The 18,928-nt window shown below is 73.4% G+C and carries 15 protein-coding genes; 8 read left to right on the top strand and 7 right to left on the bottom strand.

Features of this window, described 5'->3' with window-relative positions; genetic code table 11:
* Window positions 1-94: 94 nt before the first annotated feature.
* Window positions 95-1,333, bottom strand: coding sequence for a TadA family conjugal transfer-associated ATPase (locus tag ACIRPK_RS14755; protein ID WP_403037923.1), 1,239 nt, complete (start codon window positions 1,331-1,333; stop codon window positions 95-97).
* Window positions 1,334-1,416: 83 nt separating this feature from the next.
* Window positions 1,417-2,529, bottom strand: a complete 1,113-nt coding sequence (gene ssd, locus ACIRPK_RS14750) for a septum site-determining protein Ssd (RefSeq protein ID WP_403037920.1) — start codon at window positions 2,527-2,529, stop codon at window positions 1,417-1,419.
* Window positions 2,530-3,218: 689 nt separating this feature from the next.
* Here ssd and ACIRPK_RS14745 point away from each other — a divergent pair.
* Window positions 3,219-4,046, top strand: coding sequence for an HAD family hydrolase (locus ACIRPK_RS14745; RefSeq protein WP_403038285.1), 828 nt, complete (start codon window positions 3,219-3,221; stop codon window positions 4,044-4,046).
* Between the two features lie 339 nt (window positions 4,047-4,385).
* On the opposite strand, the gene ACIRPK_RS14740 is transcribed toward ACIRPK_RS14745, so the two are convergent.
* Window positions 4,386-5,279: an oxidoreductase gene (locus ACIRPK_RS14740; RefSeq protein ID WP_403037917.1), complete on the bottom strand. Its 894-nt coding sequence runs from the start codon at window positions 5,277-5,279 to the stop codon at window positions 4,386-4,388.
* Window positions 5,280-5,466: 187 nt separating this feature from the next.
* Between ACIRPK_RS14740 and ACIRPK_RS14735 the strand changes: the two genes are divergently transcribed.
* Both ACIRPK_RS14735 and ACIRPK_RS14730 read left to right on the top strand, forming a co-directional pair.
* Window positions 5,467-6,453: an ATP-binding protein gene (locus ACIRPK_RS14735; RefSeq protein WP_403037914.1), complete on the top strand. Its 987-nt coding sequence runs from the start codon at window positions 5,467-5,469 to the stop codon at window positions 6,451-6,453.
* A gap of 327 nt (window positions 6,454-6,780) precedes the next feature.
* Complete coding sequence (locus tag ACIRPK_RS14730; protein ID WP_403037911.1) at window positions 6,781-9,114, top strand: SulP family inorganic anion transporter; 2,334 nt, start codon at window positions 6,781-6,783, stop codon at window positions 9,112-9,114.
* Between the two features lie 37 nt (window positions 9,115-9,151).
* Here ACIRPK_RS14730 and ACIRPK_RS14725 read toward each other — a convergent pair whose 3' ends face one another.
* Complete coding sequence (locus ACIRPK_RS14725; RefSeq protein WP_403037909.1) at window positions 9,152-9,685, bottom strand: hypothetical protein; 534 nt, start codon at window positions 9,683-9,685, stop codon at window positions 9,152-9,154.
* A gap of 307 nt (window positions 9,686-9,992) precedes the next feature.
* On the opposite strand from ACIRPK_RS14725, the gene acs reads away from it, so the two are divergent.
* Complete coding sequence (acs, locus tag ACIRPK_RS14720) at window positions 9,993-11,948, top strand: acetate--CoA ligase (protein ID WP_403037906.1); 1,956 nt, start codon at window positions 9,993-9,995, stop codon at window positions 11,946-11,948.
* A gap of 63 nt (window positions 11,949-12,011) precedes the next feature.
* Here the strand turns inward: acs and ACIRPK_RS14715 are convergent, their stop codons facing one another.
* Window positions 12,012-13,157 (bottom strand): serine hydrolase domain-containing protein, encoded by a 1,146-nt coding sequence (locus ACIRPK_RS14715; protein ID WP_403037903.1) that lies wholly within the window; start codon window positions 13,155-13,157, stop codon window positions 12,012-12,014.
* 322 nt (window positions 13,158-13,479) lie between these two features.
* Between ACIRPK_RS14715 and nhaA the strand changes: the two genes are divergently transcribed.
* From nhaA to ACIRPK_RS14695, 4 genes are all read left to right on the top strand, one after another.
* Window positions 13,480-14,778, top strand: a complete 1,299-nt coding sequence (gene nhaA / locus ACIRPK_RS14710; protein WP_403037900.1) for a Na+/H+ antiporter NhaA — start codon at window positions 13,480-13,482, stop codon at window positions 14,776-14,778.
* Window positions 14,779-14,931: 153 nt separating this feature from the next.
* Window positions 14,932-15,408: a phage holin family protein gene (locus tag ACIRPK_RS14705; RefSeq protein WP_403037897.1), complete on the top strand. Its 477-nt coding sequence runs from the start codon at window positions 14,932-14,934 to the stop codon at window positions 15,406-15,408.
* A gap of 111 nt (window positions 15,409-15,519) precedes the next feature.
* Window positions 15,520-16,464 carry an alpha/beta fold hydrolase gene (locus ACIRPK_RS14700; RefSeq protein ID WP_403038282.1) on the top strand — a complete coding sequence of 315 codons (945 nt, stop codon included), beginning with the start codon at window positions 15,520-15,522 and terminating at the stop codon, window positions 16,462-16,464.
* 115 nt (window positions 16,465-16,579) lie between these two features.
* On the top strand, window positions 16,580-16,840 hold the full coding sequence (locus tag ACIRPK_RS14695) for a hypothetical protein (RefSeq protein ID WP_403037894.1): 261 nt from the start codon (window positions 16,580-16,582) through the stop codon (window positions 16,838-16,840).
* Between the two features lie 7 nt (window positions 16,841-16,847).
* Here the strand turns inward: ACIRPK_RS14695 and ACIRPK_RS14690 are convergent, their stop codons facing one another.
* Both ACIRPK_RS14690 and ACIRPK_RS14685 read right to left on the bottom strand, forming a co-directional pair.
* Window positions 16,848-17,549 carry a metal-dependent hydrolase gene (locus ACIRPK_RS14690; RefSeq protein WP_403037891.1) on the bottom strand — a complete coding sequence of 234 codons (702 nt, stop codon included), beginning with the start codon at window positions 17,547-17,549 and terminating at the stop codon, window positions 16,848-16,850.
* A 148-nt stretch (window positions 17,550-17,697) separates the two neighbouring features.
* Entirely contained in the window at window positions 17,698-18,882 is a 1,185-nt protein-coding gene (locus ACIRPK_RS14685; protein ID WP_403037888.1) for a MarP family serine protease, read from the bottom strand.
* Between the last annotated feature and the right edge of the window lie 46 nt (window positions 18,883-18,928).

The following is an 18,928-nucleotide window of genomic DNA, read 5'->3' as shown; positions in this document are numbered from 1 at the left end:
CATCGTTGCTCCGTCCCGTTCCTGAGCAGGTGGCGGGCGGCGATCGCCGCCGCGCACAGCAGCAGGGCCCAGCCGAGCCGCCACGCCTCGGGCGTCATCGCGCCACCGCCGTCGGCTCGGGCAGTCCGACGCCCCGCTCGGCGCAGCGGCGCCGCAGCCGCTCCCAGCCCGGGCCGGGGACACAGCCGCCCTCGGCCGTGAAGGTCAGCGCGGGGACCGTCAGGGCCAGCCCGCGCTCGTCGCCGACCAGCATGTGCAGCTCGGCCACCCGTCGTCGCCCGGTCCGCTGCTCGCGGACCAGGTGGATCACCACGTCCAGGGCGGCCCGCAGTTGGCTGTGCAGCGAGAGCCGGTCCAGCCCGGCCAGCGAGCCGAGCGCCTCCAGCCGGGCAGGGACGTCGGCGGCCGTGTTGGCGTGCACCGTCCCGCAGCCGCCCTCGTGGCCGGTGTTGAGGGCGGCGAGCAGGTCGACCACCTCCTCGCCCCTGACCTCACCGACCACCACCCGGTCCGGCCGCATCCGCAGGGCCTGCCGGACCAGGTCCCGCAGGGTGAGCTCGCCCAGGCCCTCCTGGTTCGGCGGACGGCTCTGCAGGCGCACCACGTGCGGGTGGTCGGGCCGGAGTTCGGCCGAGTCCTCGGCCAGCACGATCCGTTCGTCCGGCTCGACCAGGCCGAGCAGGGCCGCCAGCAGCGTGGTCTTCCCCGTCCCGGTGCCACCGCTGATCAGCAGCGACAGGCGGGCCCGCAGCACGGCGGTCAGCAGTTCGGCGCCGATCGGCGGGAGGGCGCCGCCGGTCACCAACTCGGCCATGGTGAAGGGCCTGGTGCGACAGATCCGCAGCGAGATGTGGGTGCAGCCGGCCGCGATCGGCGGCAGCACGGCGTGCAGCCGGGTGCCGTCGGGCAGCCGGGCGTCCACCCAGGGGCGGGCGTCGTCCAGCCGCCGGCCGGCCGCCGTGGCCAGCCGGTGGGCCAGCCGCCGGACCGCCTCGGCGTCGGGGAACCGGATCTCCGGCACCCGGCGCAGCCCGCCGCCCCGGTCCACCCAGACCTGGTCCGGGCCGTTCACCAGCACGTCCGTCACGTCGGGCTCGCCGAGCAGCGCGTCCAGCGGCCCGGCGCCGACCAGTTCGGAGCGGAGCACCCGGACGGCGTCCAGGACGTCACCGCCGCCCAGCGGCGGGCGGGCGGCCCGCAGCGCGGCCGCCACCGAACCGGCGGTGGGCGCGGCGCCGACCTCGGCCAACCGGAGCCGGACGGCATCGACCAGGGCCGCCGCCCGCTCGTCGGAACCGGCGGCAGCAGCTGCTGAGTCCGTCCTCTCCCCCACCGGCGCCCGCCGGCCGGCGGCTCCGCGCCCCAGGGGCCTGCGGGGCGGCGCGACGGACCACCCGGGCCCACGCTGACGATCCGTCATGACGCACCCCCGCCCGCCGCCGGGACCGGCGGCATGACCTCGGCCAGAAATCCCCCGCAGAACCGGGCCAGCGGCCCCTTCTCCCGGATGCCGGGCGGGGAGCCGCGCTCGACGTCCACCACCAGCCCGGGCTCGGTGGGCAGTTCGCCCGCCAGCCGGAGCCGCAGGCCCCGGGCCACCTCCGCCCCGGTCAGCCCGGCCGGCCCTGGCACCCGGACCACCACCCGCAGATCGGCCAGCCGCATCCGGGCGGCGGCCGCGACCCGGTCGGCCGCCGCCATCGCGCGCAGCTCCGCGGGCACCACCAGCAGCCCGGTGTCGGCCTGTTCGAGTGCCTGGCCCGCCGCCGGGTCGAGGTGTCTGGGCAGGTCGAGCACCACCAGGCCACCCCGTCGGCGGGCGGCCGCCAGCACGCTGCGCATCGCCTCCGGCGGCACCGCCAGGGTGTCCCCGCGGTCCCACGAGAGCGCCGTCAACCGGTGCATCGAGGGCAGCGCCCTGGCCAGCTCGGCACCGCTCACCCGGCCCCGGGAGCCGGCCAGGTCGGGCCAGCGCAGCCCGCCGGCCTCCTCGCCGCCGAGCAGGACGTCCAGCCCGCCGCCCAGCGGGTCGGCGTCGATCAGCATGGTGCGGTGGCCCGCCCGGGCCGCCGTGACGGCCAGCGCGCAGGCCAGCGTGGAGGATCCCGCCCCGCCCCGGCCACCGAGCACCGCGACGGTGAGGGCGGGCCGGCCGACCCCCTCGGCGGCGTCCGCGATCCGGTCCAGCAGCCAGGCCTGGGCGTCGGGCAGGAAGATGACGTGCTCGGCGCCGAGTTGGACCGCCCGGACCCAGACGTCGCAGTCGTCCAGGTCGAGGCCGAGCAGCAGCACGCCCGCCCGCCGGGTCAGCCCGGCGCAGCGCTCGGACTGGTCGTCGCCGACCAGCACCAGCGGGGCGCTCTCCCAGAGCCCCCGGGGCGGCGGCGCACCGGAGAGCAGCTGCGGGTCGGCGCCGGCCGCCGCGCAGAGCCGCAACAGGTGCTCGGCCAGGGTCTCGTCCTCGGTGACGATCAACGGCCCCCGGGCGGCCGGTCGATCGGTGAGTCGGTCGGTGATCGGTGTCGACACGGCTGTCTCCCCCGGTACGGCTGCTCCCTCTGGCGAGGTCCGGTCGGACGGTGCCCGACCGGGGCCCACCCTCCGGCTCCACCGACGGCCCGTCAGCCCGGGTCCGATTCCCTGGGGACAACTCGGGGGCTGTGGATAACTTGTTCACTCGCACGGGGGGCGATTGCCCGATGAATTGACGCGGACTTCGTCACCGAGAAGATCCGGAAGACCCCGGACGGGTACAAAGGAAGGTCGACAGCACGGTCGGACGGGGCATCGAACTCGATACTCAGAGTGACGATCCGGCCTCGCCGAGCGGGCCGCCCAGCCACCGCGCCAGTGCGGGAAACACCTCACCGCTGACCCCACCCGAGTGCCGCCGGGGCCCGGAAAATGGCCCTGGACGTGCGACGACCCCCGCCGGGGGGGAGAGCGGGGGTCGTCTATCCACGGTCCGACTCGGGGGGGAGGAGCCGGACCGGGTTAGCACGGTCGCGAACGATCCGTGACTTCCATGGTGTACCCGACGGCCCAGAAACACAAACCCAAGCGGCCATGAGTACGCCATATGGCGGGGTCTTTTGCCCAGCCCTCTATCCTCTGATCCCGTGGACACCACCGAGAACGCCGACACCGCCGACCACGGCGAGAACTCTGCCCGCGATTCGGTGCCGGACGGCGCCCCGCAGGTGCCGCTGCCGGACCCCGTGACCGCCGCGACTCGCCCGTTCGGAGCAACGCGGACCGCCGCGTTCTTCGACCTCGACAAGACGATCATCGCCAAGTCGAGCGCCCTCGCCTTCAGCCGCCCGTTCTACCAGGGCGGCCTGATCAACCGCCGGGCCGTACTGAAGAGCGCGTACGCCCAGTTCGTCTTCCTGGCCGGCGGTGCGGACCACGACCAGATGGAGCGGATGCGCGAGTACCTGTCCGCCCTCACCAAGGGCTGGAACGTGCAGCAGGTCCGGGAGATCGTCGCCGAGACCCTGCACGGCCTGATCGACCCGATCATCTACGACGAAGCCGCCTCGCTGATCGAGCAGCACCACCAGGCCGGCCGCGACGTGGTGATCGTCAGCAGCTCGGGCTCGGAGGTGGTGGAGCCGATCGGGCAGCTGCTCGGTGCGGACCACGTGATCGCCACCCGGCTCCAGGTCGAGGACGGCCGGTACACCGGGGAGATCGACTACTACGCCTACGCCGAGAACAAGGCGGCGGCGATCCGGGAGTTGGCCCTGAGCGAGGGCTACGACCTCGCCAACTGCTTCGCCTACAGCGACTCCTCGACCGACCTGCCCCTGTTGGAGGCGGTCGGCCACCCCTCCGCGGTCAACCCCGACCGGGCCCTCCGCAAGGAGGCGCAGGCCCGGGACTGGCCGATCCTGGTCTTCGACCGGCCGGTCGAACTCCGGCGTCGGCTCCCCCAGTTCTCCGCCCCCAGCCGCACGGTGCTGCTCGCGGTCGCGGTCGGCACCGCCGCGCTGACCGCCGGGCTGCTCTGGTACGCCGCGAGGCGCCGCCGCCCGACTGCCTGAGCCCCGCCCGGTCACCGTGGGCAGCCGACCAAAGAGTTTCCGTTTCGGGTTCCCCTTTGTCCGATTTCGCGGTAGAAAGGAGTTACGGCCCGCGAGACCCGGTCAGGACCCTGAGAGGTCAAACCGACAACGCAGTTCAGGCCCCACGGACCGAGTACAGATCACTGAGCACCCACATGCAGCCGACCCGCTGTCGGGCCGCCGCACCAGGTGAACGGGCAGTAGATCCCCACCTGATGGGCAATCACGGTGCATGCTTGGTAACCCGGTACCTGTACCAGCGGCGGCGCCCAGCAGGACCGGGCGCCGCCGCAACTCGTTGCCCCCGAGGCGTCGGGCTCAGACCATCCCGCGCTGCATCGCCTCGCAGACCGCCGTGCTCTCCCGGACACCGAGCCGCAGCGCCCGCCCGCAGTGCGCGACCCAGGCCGCCATGCCCTCCGCCGTACCGCTCAAGTAGCCCTGAAGGGCCTGCCGATAGGCCACCGTGCCGAGTTCGGCCAGGCCGACCTCGGCGGGGCAGATCGCCTTCGGGTCCAGCCCCTCGGCGATCAGCACGATCCGCTGGGCGGCCCGGGCGATCACACCGTTGTGCGAGGCGAACGGCCGCAGCGCGAGCAGCTCGCCGTGCACCACCGAGGCCACCACCAGCGCCGGGGCGCCCTGGCCGGGCGCGCGGTCGGCGCGGTCGGCCAGCAGCCGGGCCAGCTGGTCCAGCCGGGCGGCCGCCTCCGCGGCGGGCGGGGCGGACGGCAGCGTGACGGCCTGCGGCGGCGGGGCGTCCGCCCCGACCCCCTCGGCCATCGCCAGCTCCAGCGGGAACAGCTCGTCGGCCGGCTCGTCGGCCGTCCTGGGCCGGCCGGCCTCGGCCGCGCCATCCCCGACCGCGAGCAGGTGCAGCCGGGCCAGCACCTGGACCGGCGAGTGCCGCCAGACGCCGAGCAGCTGCCCCGCCTCGGCGGAGATCCGCAGCGCACCGCCGACCGTCCTGGCCTCCGGGTCGGCACCGAAGTCGGTCCGGCGCCGCACTTCCTCCAGCGGCCAGTCGGCGCCGTCCAGCGCGGCGGAGGCCCGGGCCCCGCGCAGGGCGGACTCCGAGGTCACCTCGGCGGCGCGGCGGCGCATCGCCCGGTGGCCGTACAGCCGGTCGACGGCCTTGCGCACCTCCGCGACGGCCTCGGGGACTCCGGGGAGCTCGGCCAGCGGGGCGAGGGGGTCTGTTCCAGTGGTCACCTACCCGAGGGTAATGAACACCTCCCCCAGGGCCCGACAGCAACCCCACCATCACCCGTTCGAGGCAATCCGACTTTCCCGCCCGCGCGGTGGGCCAAACCCCGGATAGCATGAGCGCTATCGGTGACGATAACGATTACCAACAACTTCAGCCGCCCAGCGGCTGGGCCGAGAGCCGGAGTCTCAGATGAAGATCGCCTTCGTCGGCAAGGGCGGCAGCGGGAAGACCACGCTGTCCGCACTGTTCATCCGCCACCTCGCCGCAGCCGGCTGCCCGGTGATCGCCGTCGACGCCGACATCAACCAACACCTGGGCCCGGCCCTGGGGCTGACGGATGATCAGGCCGCCGCCCTGCCCTCGCTCGGTGCACACCTGCCCGAGATCAAGGAGTACCTGCGCGGCAGCAACCCGCTGATCGGCTCCGCCGAGCAGATGATCAAAACCACGCCGCCCGGCCGGGGTTCGCGCCTGCTGCGGATCGTCGAGGAGAATCCGGTGTACGCCGCCTGCGCCCGGCCGGTCGCGCTGGACGAGGGCTCGGTCCGGCTGCTGGCCACCGGCGCGTTCACCGAGCAGGACCTCGGGGTGGCCTGCTACCACTCCAAGGTCGGCGCGGTCGAGCTGCTGCTGAACCACCTGATCGACGGTCAGGACGAGTACCTGGTCACCGACATGACCGCCGGGTCGGATTCCTTCGCCTCCGGCCTGTTCACCCGCTTCGACCTGACCTTCCTGGTAGCCGAGCCGACCCGGAAGGGCGTCTCGGTCTACCGTCAGTACAAGGAGTACGCCCGCGACTTCGGGGTGACCCTGAAGGTGGTGGGCAACAAGGTGAACGGCGCCGACGACCTGGCCTTCCTCCGCCGGGAGGTCGGCGACGACCTGCTCACCTGCTTCGGCCAGTCCGACTGGGTGCGCCGCCTGGAGCAGGGCGCCGAGCCCGAGCTGCGGACGCTGGAGCCCGCCAACCGGGCCGTGCTGGCCCGGCTCAGGGAGCAGGCCGAGCTGGCCTTCGCCGCCCGTGAGCCGGAGCGCTGGACCAGCCAGGCCGTCCACTTCCACCTCCGCAACGCGGAGAGCTGGGGCAACGCCAAGACCGGCATCGACCTGGCCACCCAGGTGGACCCGGGCTTCGTGCTCGGCGCCGGGCACCTGGACGCGGCCGGCGTCTGACCGGCCGGCGGCCCGACCGCAGCGCACGGGGCGACCTCGGAGTCCGAGGCCGCCCCGTGCGCTTCTGCACATCCCCGGTGGTTCGCCTACTCCCCGAAGGAGTGAATCCCGGGCGCAGCACTGTCGGTCGATTTCACGCTGTGCAAAGATCTCATTACTCTCGGTTTACCGAATCTTGATGGTCCCAGGGGTGGACGAGCCGACCCCGCCGTGCCTGCACCCCACGACCATCCCCGCCACACCGTCGCGACCCACGACAGCCGATCCGACCCACGAAGCACCTCCCCGGACCTGACTGCGTTCGTTCCCCCGGAAAGACGGGACACCATGACCTTCGACGTCTCCGCCGCACCCATCGCCTCCGACACCACCGACCACGCCCCGCCGGGCCGCTTCGGGCGGCCGGCCCGGGATCTGCCGGCCTCCCTGGTGGTCTTCCTGATCGCCGTCCCGTTCTCGCTCGGCATCGCGCTCGCCACCGGTGCCCCGCTCACCTCCGGGCTGGTGGCCGCCGCCGTCGGCGGCATCGTCGCCGGAGCCCTCGGCGGCACCCCGCTCCAGGTGACCGGCCCGTCCGCCGCGCTGACCGTGATCATCGCCGGTCTGATCGCCCAGTTCGGCTGGCAGGTCACCTGCGCCGTGACGGTGGGCGCCGGGCTGCTGCAGTTCCTGCTCGGCACGCTCCGGGTGGCCCGGTCCGCGCTGGCCGTCTCCCCCGCCGTCGTGCACGGCATGCTGGCCGGGGTCGGGCTGACCATCGCCATCGCCCAACTCCACGTGGTGCTCGGCGGATCGCCGCAGAGCGCCGCGCTGGCCAACCTGATCGCGCTGCCCGGCCAGCTCTCCGGGCCGCACCTGCCCGCGCTCGCGGTCGGCGGGCTCGCGATCGCGCTGCTGTTCGCCTGGCCCCGGCTCGGTCTGCTGCCCGGCCGGGCCGGCCGGATCGGCGCCGTCGCCGCCCGGGTGCCCGCCGCGCTGGTCGCGGTGGCCGCCGCCACCGGGCTCTCGATCGCCCTCGGTCTCCGGCTGGCCCGGGTCGAGCTGCCGACCTGGGAGCAGCACGACTTCGCCGCCCTGCCCTCGCTCGCCCAACTCGGCGCGCACTGGCCGGTGTTGCTGGCCGCCGTGCTGACGGTGACGGCGGTGGCCGGCGTGGAGTCGCTGCTCTCCGCCGTCGCGGTCGGCCGGCAGGCGCCGGGCCCGATCGACCTGGACCGCGAGCTGCGCGGCCAGGGTCTCGCCAATCTGCTCACCGGCCTGCTCGGCGGTCTGCCGGTGGCCGGCGGCGCGGTCCGCAGCACCGCCAACATCCGGGCGGGGGCCGTCAGTCGGTGGTCCGCCGTGCTGCACGGGGTCTGGGTGCTGGTGGCCGCGCTCGCGTTCGGCGGTGGCCTGCGGCAGATCCCGCTGGCGGCCCTGGGTGCGCTGGTGCTGGTGGTCGGCGTCCAGATGGTCAGCTTCGCGCACATCCGGCGGGTGCACCGGCACCGGGAGTTCCCGGCCTACCTGGCCACCGTGCTCGGTGTGGTGCTGCTCGGCGTCCCGCTCGGGGTGCTGCTCGGCGGCGGGGTCGCCGCCCTGCTCGCGCTCCACCGGCTGACCCGGGCCCATGTGGACGTGCTGGCGGAGCCGGACGGCTCCTGGACGGTGCGGACGCACGGCCCGCTCACCTTCGCGGTGGTGCCCCGGCTCAGCCGCGCGCTGGCCGACATCCCGGCCGGCGCCCAGGTGACGGTCAGTCATGACGGCTCGTTCCTGGACCACGCGGCCTACGAGCAGCTGCACACCTGGCGGTCCGGCCACCAGGCGTCGGGCGGCCGGGTCTCGATGCTGACCGAGCTCGACGAGGAGGTGCTGGACCCGGACGGCACGGTCCGGGCGGGCAGCTCGCCGGGCCCGCACCGCTGCCGGGCCTGGACGCCCTGGGGCGGCCACCACTGCATCGAGCCCGGCGCCGACGACCCGCACGGCCGCCTGCTGGACGGCGTGCGCGGCTTCCAACAGCACACCGCCCACCTGGTCAGGCCCGAGCTGGCCCGGCTGGCCCGGGAGGGGCAGACGCCCTCCCAGCTCTTCCTGACCTGCGCCGACTCGCGGATGGTGACCAGCATGATCACCAGCAGCGGGCCGGGCGACATGTTCACCGTCCGCAACGTCGGCAACCTGGTACCGGCCCCGTACGAGCCGGGCGCCGCCGACGACTCGGTCGCGGCCGCCGTGCAGTACGCGGTGGAGGTGCTGGAGGTCCGCTCGATCACCGTCTGCGGGCACTCCGGCTGCGGAGCGATGAAGGCCCTGCTGGACGGCGTGCACCTGAACCCCGGCCCGCCCACCCCGCTCGGGCGCTGGCTGCGGAACGGCCGGGGTTCGCTGGACCGGCTGCGCCGGGCCCCTGCGGTGTTCGCCGACCGGCCGCTGGTCAGCGAGGTGGAGCAGCTCGGCATCACCAACGTGGTCCAGCAGTTGGACCAGCTGCTGGCACACCCCGCGGTGGAGCGCCGGGTCGCGGCGGGGACCCTCCGGCTGGTCGGCATGTACTTCGACTTCGCCGACGCCCAGGCGTACGTGCTCGACCCGGAGCTGCGCAGCTTCGTCCCGGTCTCGGAGCAGCGGGTCCCGACCGGGCCCGCCCCGACCGAGAGCACCGACCTGGCGGCCTGACCGGCCGTCAGGCTCGCCCGCCCCGACGGCACCCGCCCTACGGGTCCAGCAGGCCGGCCAGGTCGGCCGGGGTGACGTAGCCCGGCCAGCGGCCGTCGGTGAAGAGGTGCACCCCGGCGTCCCAGTAGCACTGGTCGACCAGCTGGGAGCAGATCATGTGCCCGCTGTCGGCGACGTACTTCCCGATCAGCAGCCCGACCGGGAGGTGGAAGCGGTGCGCGGCCAGCGCGAAGTAGTCGGCCGCGCTGTACGGGGTGCCGATGTAGCGCCGGGCGGCCGCGACCACCGCCCGGCGCTGGTCGTCGGTCAGCGGGATCCGCCCCGACGACCAGCGGATCGGGCGGCCGTCGTAGACGGAGAGCGGTCGGAGCTCGGCCCCGCCGGGCTGGGCCTCGACCAGCTCGCCGTTCCCGACGTGGACGAAGGCGTGTTCCCAGTCGGCGAATCCGTCGCCGTTCAGCCACTGGCCGATCCTGATCAGACGGCCGCCCCGGCCGCCCATCCGGACCACGGCGAAGTCGCCCGGCCGGGGCTCGGAGTCGGAGTCACTGCCTGCGGGAAGTCCGGACACGGCTGTCCCCCCACCAGGGCGGGCGCGGTTCGGCCCGATGCCGTTCGGCGCCACCCGTGCTGTCAGTGGAGTACCGCCCGGACGCCCCGTCAAGGTCCGCCGCGGCAACTGGTCGCCCGGTCCCGTGACCCGGCGGGGCGGCCGCGGCGCCGGCCCGCCCGCCGCCGTCGGTCAAAGGTCTACACCAATTCTCCGGTGCCTCTTGTCAACATGCCGGTTCGCCTGGTGAGCTGTGCGCTGGGACACACGGGACAATCCCTTCCGCACGGGATCCCCCGGCAGATGGAAACTCGATGAGGAGTGCGCGTTGAGCAACGAGAGCCTGGCCAACCTGCTCAAGGAGGAGCGCCGCTTCGCTCCCCCGGCGGAGCTGGCGGCCGACGCCAACGTCACCGCGGCCGCATACGCGCAGGCGTCCGAGGACCGGCTCGGTTTCTGGGCCGAGCAGGCCCGCCGCCTCAGCTGGGCGGTCGAGCCCACCGAGACCCTGGACTGGTCGAACCCGCCGTTCGCCAAGTGGTTCGCCGACGGCAGGCTCAACGTGGCGTACAACTGCGTGGACCGCCACGTCGAGGCCGGCCACGGCGACCGGGTCGCGATCCACTTCGAGGGTGAGCCCGGCGACAGCCGCTCGATCACCTACGCCCAGCTCAAGGACGAGGTCTCGCAGGCCGCCAACGCGCTGCTGGAGCTCGGCGTCCGCAAGGGCGACCGGGTCACGGTCTACCTGCCGATGATCGCCGAGGCGGTCGTGGCGATCCTCGCCTGCGCCCGGATCGGCGCCACCCACTCGGTGGTCTTCGGCGGCTTCTCCGCCGACGCCGTCGCCTCCCGGATCCAGGACGCCGACGCCAAGCTGGTGATCACCGCCGACGGCGGCTACCGCCGCGGCAAGCCCTCCGCGCTCAAGCCCGCCATCGACGAGGCGCTGACCAAGGTCGACGGCGTCGAGAAGGTCCTGGTCATCCGCCGCACCGGCGAGGACGTCAGCTGGACCGAGGGCCGGGACGTCTGGTGGCACGAGATCACCGCGCGTCAGTCCACCGAGCACACCCCCGAGGCGCACGAGGCCGAGCACCCGCTCTTCATCCTCTACACCTCGGGCACCACGGGGAAGCCCAAGGGCATCCTGCACACCTCCGGCGGCTACCTGACCCAGGCCGCCTACACCCACCACGCGGTCTTCGACCTCAAGCCGGAGACCGACGTCTACTGGTGCACCGCCGACATCGGCTGGGTCACCGGGCACTCGTACATCGTCTACGGGCCGCTCGCCAACGGCGCCACCCAGGTGATCTACGAGGGCACCCCGGACACCCCGCACCAGGGCCGGTTCTGGGAGATCGTGCAGAAGTACGGCGTCACCATCCTCTACACGGCGCCGACCGCGATCCGCACCTTCATGAAGTGGGGCGACGACATCCCCGCCAAGTTCGACCTCTCCAGCCTCCGGGTGCTGGGCAGCGTCGGCGAGCCGATCAACCCCGAGGCGTGGATCTGGTACCGCGAGCACATCGGCGGCAACAGGACCCCGATCGTCGACACCTGGTGGCAGACCGAGACCGGCGCCATGATGATCAGCCCGCTGCCGGGCGTCACCGAGACCAAGCCCGGCTCCGCCCAGCGCGCCCTGCCCGGCATCGCCGCCACCGTGGTGGACGACGAGGCCAACGAGGTGCCGAACGGCTCCGGCGGCTACCTGGTGCTGACCGAGCCGTGGCCGTCCATGCTGCGCACCATCTGGGGTGACGACCAGCGCTACATCGACACCTACTGGTCCCGCTTCCAGGGCCGCTACTTCGCCGGCGACGGCGCCAAGAAGGACGAGGACGGCGACATCTGGCTGCTCGGCCGCGTCGACGACGTCATGCTCGTCTCCGGCCACAACATCTCCACCACCGAGGTCGAATCCGCCCTGGTCGGCCACCCCGCCGTCGCCGAGTCGGCGGTGGTCGGCGCGACCGACGCCACCACCGGCCAGGCGATCGTCGCCTTCGTGATCCTGCGCGGCACCGCGACCGAGAGCGAGGAGCTGGTCGCCGAGCTGCGCAACCACGTCGGCCGCACCCTCGGCCCGATCGCCAAGCCCAAGCAGATCAAGGTCGTCAGCGAACTGCCCAAGACCCGCTCCGGCAAGATCATGCGCCGCCTGCTCCGCGACATCGCCGAAGGCCGCGAAGTCGGCGACACCACCACCCTCGCCGACAGCAGCGTCATGAACCTGATCCAGTCCCAACTGCCGGGCGGTTCGGACCACAGCTGACCGGACGTCACCGGCACTGTGGCGGGGGCCTGCGCAGGCCCCCGCCACAGTGCCGGGTCCGGGTCAGCCCGCCAGCCGCCGCAGCGTCGCGTACGCGGTCTGGGTGAACCGGCGCCGCAGCCCGGGCACCGTGCTGGCCATCGCGACCAGCCCCACCTGCGCCGTCGGGTTGAACCCGGCGAACACCGCCGAGGCGGCCCCGCCGTCCCGTCCGCCGGACGCCTCGGCCGTCGCACCGCGCCCGCGCAGCGAGCCGGTGGCCCCGGTGTGGAAGAGCAGCTCGCCCTCGTCCAGCGCCCGGTGGTTCCAGGTCAGCGCGATCCGCGCGCCGGACCGCCGCCGCTCCACCCTGGGCAGCCTGACCTCCCGCAGCGCCGCCTTCAGCGCGGCGGCCGCCCCGCCGCGCTCCGTGATCGGCACCGCGTCCACCGCCAGGTGCGCCTGCAGGTAGCGCAGCATGTCGTCGGCCGTCGAGCTGAGCGCTGCCGCCCCCGGCAGGGCCGGCAGCCGGAACGACGGCACCCGGCGCCCCCGCCGGTAGCCGTGCGAGGGCTCCCGGTCCGGCGCGCAGGAGGTGTCCATCAGGCCGAGCGGGCCGCAGATCCGACTGGCCAGCAGCTCCTCGTACCGGATGCCCGCCGCACTCTCCAGCGCCAGCCCGAGCAGCCCGCAGCCGAGGCTGGAGTACCGGACCTGCGCCCCCGGCATGCCCCGGACCGGCGTCCTCGGCAGCGCCCGGAGCAGGTGCGGGCGGCTGAAGGTGGCGTACGGGTCGGTGAACCAGCGCGGCAGCGCGGCGGGCAGCAGGCCGACCGGCAGCCGGGGCAGGCCCGAGGTGTGGGTGGCCAGGTGCAGCAGGGTGATCGGGCGCTCCTGCGGGTAGCCGGGCAGCACCTCGGCGGGCAGGTAGCGGTCGATCGGGTCCTCGTACCCGACCTCGCCCCTGGCCACCATCTCGGCGAGCAGCAGGCCGGTGAAGGTCTTGGTCACCGAGCCGAGCGCGAACCGGGTGTCGGCGCGCACCGGCCGGGCGCCGGACCGGTCCGCGTACCCCCGGCAGACCACCGTCCGCTCGTTCCCCCGGATCACGGCGACCGCGATGCCGCCGGTCGGCGTGGCCCCGCTGAACAGCGGCCGGAGCAACTGCGCCAGCTCCGGGGAGAGGGCGGGTAAGGGTGCGGGGGGCCGGTCGGTTATCTGACTGGGCATCAAGAGCTCCGGGATCGGGAGAAGCCGCCCGGTCCGGGCGGCATATGCCCCTGACGATAGGAACGCCACCGTCCGGCCGCACCGCGCGGCGGCCATCCGAGCGAGCGCACGCGAGGGCGCGCGGCGGCCGGCCGTCGGCTCCCCGGGCGAGAGTCGGATCCCCTCATAAAATGGGCGAACCGGACACCGCCTCGAGGTTCCCCGCAGCCACCCGATAGGCTGTCAAAAACACAACAGGATTTCTGAGGCGCGCCGGGAAGACTGGTCGGCACCGCACCACCGGTGTATCCGTTTCCCGCTCCCCGCCTGGAGGTCCCCCGTCGTGGCCACGCCGCCGCCCACCCCGACTCGCCGTCAGTTCCTCGGACGGCTCTCGCTGCCCGAGCGGACGTACCTCACCGACGCGCTGCGCACCGAGACCGTGGGCGGCATCCTGCTACTGCTGGCCGCCGCCGCGGCCCTCCTCTGGGCGAACCTCTGGCCCGGCTCGTACGACAGCGTCCGTGAGTACACGATCGGCCCGTCCTCGCCGCTGCACCTCGACCTCAGCCTGGACGCCTGGGCCAAGGACGGGCTGCTGACGATCTTCTTCTTCGTGGCCGGGATCGAGCTCAAGCGCGAGTTCGTCGCCGGGGAGCTGCGCACCCCGAGCGCCGCGATGCTGCCGGTGGTGGCCGCGGTCTGCGGCGTGACGCTGCCCGCGATCGTCTACGCGGTGGCCAACTCGGGCCCGGGCGGCCACCCGGCCGGCTGGGCCATCCCGACCGCGACCGACATCGCCTTCGCGCTCGGCGTGCTGGCCGTGGTGGGCAGTCACCTGCCGTCCGCGCTGCGGGCGTTCCTGCTCACGCTGGCCGTGGTGGACGACCTGATCGCGATCCTGATCATCGCGGTGTTCTACAGCTCGGGCATCAAGTTCTGGGCGCTCGGGCTGTCGCTGGCGGGCCTGGTGCTGTTCTGGTTCCTGCACCGGCACGGCGTGCGCGGCTGGTACCTGTTCCTGCCGCTGGCCTTCCTGATCTGGGCGCTGATGCACGAGAGCGGGGTGCACGCCACCGTCTCCGGCGTCGCGATGGGCCTGATCCTGCGCTGCCACCGGGTGGACGACGAGAAGGTCTCACCCGGCGAGCACATCGAGCACCTGGTCCGGCCGCTCTCGGCGGGCTTCGCGGTGCCGGTGTTCGCGCTGTTCGCGGCCGGGGTGGCGATCACCGGCCCGGCGCTGGGCGAGGTGTTCACCCAGGCGGCGCCGCTCGGCATCGTGCTCGGCCTGCTGGTCGGCAAGACGGTCGGCATCTTCGGCGGCACCTGGCTGGCCGCCAGGTTCACCCGGGCCGAGCTCAACCCGCAGCTCAAGTGGGCCGACCTGTTCGCGGTCTCGACCCTGGCCGGCATCGGTTTCACCGTCTCGCTGCTGATCAGCGAACTGGCCTTCCCGGACGACCCGGCGCTGGCCGACCGGGCCAAGGCCGCGGTGCTGGTCGGCTCACTGCTCTGCGCGCTGGTCGCCACGGTGCTGCTGAAACTGCGCAACCGGCACTACCGGGAGCTGGTCGACGAGGAGAACCTCGACTCGGACGGCGACGGCATCCCGGACGTCTACCAGCAGCCCGCGCACTGACCGGGACGGCACGCTGAGAGCCCGTCAGGTGACACGCCGTCGCCCGAGGGGCGCCCCGGAGTGGTGCCGGACTGGCCGGTAGGGGCATGATTCAGAGCTGTCGGCACTAATCCCGCCACCGCAACTGCCCGGCCTCGTGAAGGAGAACCGCTGATGCCCGCAGGAACCGCAGAACCGACCAGCGACGGCCGGGCGCCCTACGAGGGCGAGCGTTCGGTGGGGCAGCTGTTCGCGGCGGCCACCGCCGACCTGTCCGCCCTGGTGCACGACGAGATCGCGCTCGCCAAGGCGGAGATCCGACAGGACGTCAAGCGCGGGGTCTCCGGCGGCGTCTCGCTGGCCGTGGCCGGCGTGGTCGCGCTCGCCGCGGTGCCGATGCTGAGCTTCGCCGCCGCGTACGGGCTGCAGGCGCTCGGGCTGACCCTCGGCTGGTCGTTCCTGATCGTGGCCGGGGCCTACCTGCTGCTGGCCGCGCTGCTCGGGCTGCTGGCGCTGCGCTCGTTCAAGAAGATCGAGAAGCCGCACCGCACCATCGAGGGCGCGCAGAAGACCGCCGACGTGCTGAGGAACGCCCGGCCGCGCCCGGCCACCCAGGAGGAGATCGACCGGGGCCTGGGCCGCCGCCCCTGACGACCGGGCGGGGCACTTGTCACAGAGCATTCACAGCACCGCTGGGTGCCGGGGGACGCGTTCGGCAACCGGGTGTGACAGGCTCTCGGTATGCCGCTGGACCAGATGCCCATGCCCTCCCGGGCCAGTACCCCGAGGACCGAGATCACCGAGACCCCGTGGGAACTCCGCTCGGCCGGACCGTGGACCCACCGCGACCTGGCGGCGAACGGCGCCCGGTTCCACATCGCCGAGGCCGGTGAGGGCCCGCTGGTGCTGCTGGTGCACGGCTGGCCGGAGTACTGGTGGGCCTGGCGGCACCAGCTGGCCGCGCTGGCCGAGGCGGGCTTCCGGGCGGTGGCGCTGGACCTGCGCGGGGTCGGCGGCAGCGACCGCACCCCGCGCGGCTACGACCCCGGCAACCTGGCGCTGGACATCACCGGCGTGATCCGCTCGCTCGGCGAACGGCAGGCGCACCTGGTCGGGCACGCCATGGGCGGTTCGCTGGCCTGGGTGGCGGCGGTGATGCGCCCCTCGGTGATCCGCAGCCTGACCGTGGTCTCCGCGGCCCACCCCCGGCAGCTGCGGCGGGCCCTGCTGACGGACCGTCGGCAGATGGCCGCCTTCGACCACGTGCTGAACTTCCAGCGCCCCTGGGTGCCGGAGCGCCGCCTGGTGGCGGACGACGCGGCCCTGGTCGGGCGCTACCTGACCGAGTGGAGCGGGCCGAACCAGCCGGACGCCGAGGCGCTGCACGCGTACCGGCAGGCGGTGCAGATCCCGAGCACCGCGCACTGCTCGATCGAGCCCTACCGCTGGCTGCTGCGCTCGATGGCGCGGCCGGACGGCATCCAGTTCGCCCGCCGGATGAAGAAGCCGATCACCGCGCCGACCCTGCACGTCCAGGGCGCGGCCGACCCGGTGCTGCTCTCGCACACCGCGCTGGGCGCGGGCGAGTTCGTCGAGGCGCCGTACCGCTGGCGGCTGCTGCCGGGGGTCGGGCACTTCCCGCACGAGGAGGCGCCGGCCGAGTTCTCGGCGGAGCTGATCGGGTGGGTCAAGGAGCACCAGGGCTGAGCGTCGACGGCGGTCCGGGCGACCGGACTTGACGCATGTTCATATGACAAGTGCATAGGACAGTCGGGTCACCCGGTCGCGGTTACGGTGCCCGAAGGGCGGGCATCCATCCGGTATGACCTGGATGCCCGACCGCGAAGCTGTCACGCGCCGACGCCGCCGCACCAGCAGCTCGCAGCACTCCGAACCACAGGCCGAACCGCACGTCGAGCCGCGCCCCGGCCGGCAGCCCGCGCCGGGCCACTGGCCGGACGCGTACGAGAACTACGGCCGGATCGGCCGCCAGCGGGAGCCCGAGGCGCACCCGATGGGCATCCCGCGGATCCTCCGGCGGCGCGCCCGCTGGGTCGGGGCGCGCCTCCGTCGCGAGGAGTGAGCCGCCGTCAGGTCAGCACGGTCGGCGAGACCGCGGTGAACCAGAGCAGCACGAAGGTCGCCACCGACATGATCGGCACCAGCACCTTGGTCTCCACCGAGTTGCCGGTGCGCTTGATCAGCACCACCTCGTAGCGCTCCTTGTGCGGCCAGAGCAGCGGCGCGCCCTTCTTCGTCAGGCAGTCGCCCAGCAGGTGCGCCAGGGTGCCCAGCGCGACCGCGTACGGCAGCCAGCCGGGCGCGCTGGGCATCCAGTTGTTCATCCCGAAGGTGCCCAGGACGGACAGGCCGATGATGGTGATCCACATCGTCGGCCCGTCGCCCGGCGGGTGCAGCCGGAGCGCCCGGATCGCCATCGCGAGCAGGAAGAACGTCAGGCCCAGGGTGAAGTTGCGGCCCAGGTAGGTGACGCCGGCCCAGGCGCCGCCGCCCATCAGCCCGACGAACAGCAGCGAATGGGTGGCGTGCCGGTGCCCGCCGGAGGCCCAGGCCACGAAGCGGCAGAGCAGCTTGGAGATCGGGCCGAGGAAGTTGGCGATCGTCCCGTCGTGGTGGTCCAGGTCGGGCAGCAGGGCCGCCCCGGCCGCCAGGATGGTCCCCATCATGACGTCGGCGGGCGCCAGGTGGACGTCGAACAGCATCGGCGCCAGGAACGGCGCGGTGCCCGCGTACAGCATCGCTCCGCTGACCGCGTGCGAGTGACCCATCATGACCGGCCGTCCTCCAATGCCCCGTACTGCGCCTGACCTGCCGTCGGACCCGTTGCACCGCAGGGCTGTTGAGCCGAACGGGTGAGCCCGGGGCGACGCTACCAGCCGGGACCGGCCGAGCGCGGCAGGTGCGCGGGGTGACGTCGGGTCAGAGCGCGCAGCCCTCGGTGTCCACCCGGGTGGCGGCGGTCGCACCGGCCTGCGCCTCGCCGCGCACCTCGGCGGCGGTCAGCACGTAGCCGGTGTCCGAACTGTCCAGCGACTTGGCGAAGACCACCCCGTACACCCGGCCGTCGGGGGTGAGCAGCGGGCCGCCGCTGTTGCCCTGCCGGACCAGCGAGCGCACCGAGTAGACGTCCCTGACCACCTGGCCGCGGTGGTAGATGTCCGGGCCCTTGGCCTGGATCCGGCCGCGGATCCGGGCGGGCTGGACGTTGAACGCGCCGTTCTCCGGGAAGCCCGCGACGATCGCGCTGTCGTTGGTGTTCGCCTCGTCGGCGAAGGCCAGTGCCGGGGCGTTCAGCTTCGGCACGTCCAGCACCGCGATGTCGCGCTGCCAGTCGTAGCGGACCACGGTGGCGTCGTAGAGCTGGCCGGTGCCGCCGATCTGCACGGTCGGCTCGTCCACCCCGCCGACCACGTGCGCGTTGGTCATCACCCGGTGCGGGGCGAACACGAAGCCGGTGCCCTCCAGGGTCTTGCCGCAGGCGGTGGCGGTGCCGACCACCTTGACCAGGCTCTGCCGGGCCTTCGCCACCACCGGGCTGGCGGCCAGCGCCGGGTCGGGTGCCTCGACCTCGGTGATCGACTCCCGCTCGAAGGGGTTGAAGACCTGCGGGAAACCGTTCCTGGCCAGTGCCTTGGTGAAGTCGGAGAACCAGTTCTGCGCGTCCGCCGGCAGGACGGACTTCACCCCGCCGAGCACCTCGGAGTTCCGGACCTGCTTGGAGACGGTCGGCATCGAGGTGCCCGCCAGCGCGGAGCCGATCAGCCAGGCGACCAGCAGCATCGAGATCACGTTGACCACCGAGCCGCCCACCGCGTCCAGCACCCTGGTCGGGCGTCGGCCGATGTGGCCGCGCAGCTTCCAGCCGAAGTGCGTGGTCACCGCCTGGCCGATCGCGGCGAAGACGATCACCACCACGACGGCGACCACCGAGGCCACCGTGCCGGGGTCGAGGTGGCGGAGCAGCAGCGGGAGCAGCTGAACGGCGATCAGGCCGCCGCTCAGGAACCCCAGCACCGACAGCACGCCGACCACGAAGCCCTGCCGGTAGCCGGTGACGGCGAAACCCAGCGCGGCGGCGATCAGCAGGAGATCAAGGACATTCACCCGGCTACCCTCCCACGGGCCGACGCCCGAACGGCGGTACACCGGG

Origin of the sequence: Kitasatospora sp. NPDC101801, assembly GCF_044766665.1 — a bacterium.
In the GTDB taxonomy this organism is placed as follows: domain Bacteria; phylum Actinomycetota; class Actinomycetes; order Streptomycetales; family Streptomycetaceae; genus Kitasatospora.
The sequence above is the reverse complement of the archived record's forward strand: the minus strand, read 5'-3'. Positions and strand labels throughout refer to the sequence as shown.

Bases quoted from the DNA above. Each gene is read 5' to 3' on its own strand.
- ACIRPK_RS14735 (WP_403037914.1), top strand. From the start codon at position 5,467: ATGAAGATCGCCTTCGTCGGCAAGGGCGGCAGCGGGAAGACCACGCTG.
- ACIRPK_RS14730 (WP_403037911.1), top strand. From the start codon at position 6,781: ATGACCTTCGACGTCTCCGCCGCACCCATCGCCTCCGACACCACCGAC.
- ACIRPK_RS14715 (WP_403037903.1), bottom strand. From the start codon at position 13,157: ATGCCCAGTCAGATAACCGACCGGCCCCCCGCACCCTTACCCGCCCTC.
- ACIRPK_RS14705 (WP_403037897.1), top strand. From the start codon at position 14,932: ATGCCCGCAGGAACCGCAGAACCGACCAGCGACGGCCGGGCGCCCTAC.
- ACIRPK_RS14700 (WP_403038282.1), top strand. From the start codon at position 15,520: ATGCCCTCCCGGGCCAGTACCCCGAGGACCGAGATCACCGAGACCCCG.
- ACIRPK_RS14695 (WP_403037894.1), top strand. From the start codon at position 16,580: ATGACCTGGATGCCCGACCGCGAAGCTGTCACGCGCCGACGCCGCCGC.
- ACIRPK_RS14690 (WP_403037891.1), bottom strand. From the start codon at position 17,549: ATGATGGGTCACTCGCACGCGGTCAGCGGAGCGATGCTGTACGCGGGC.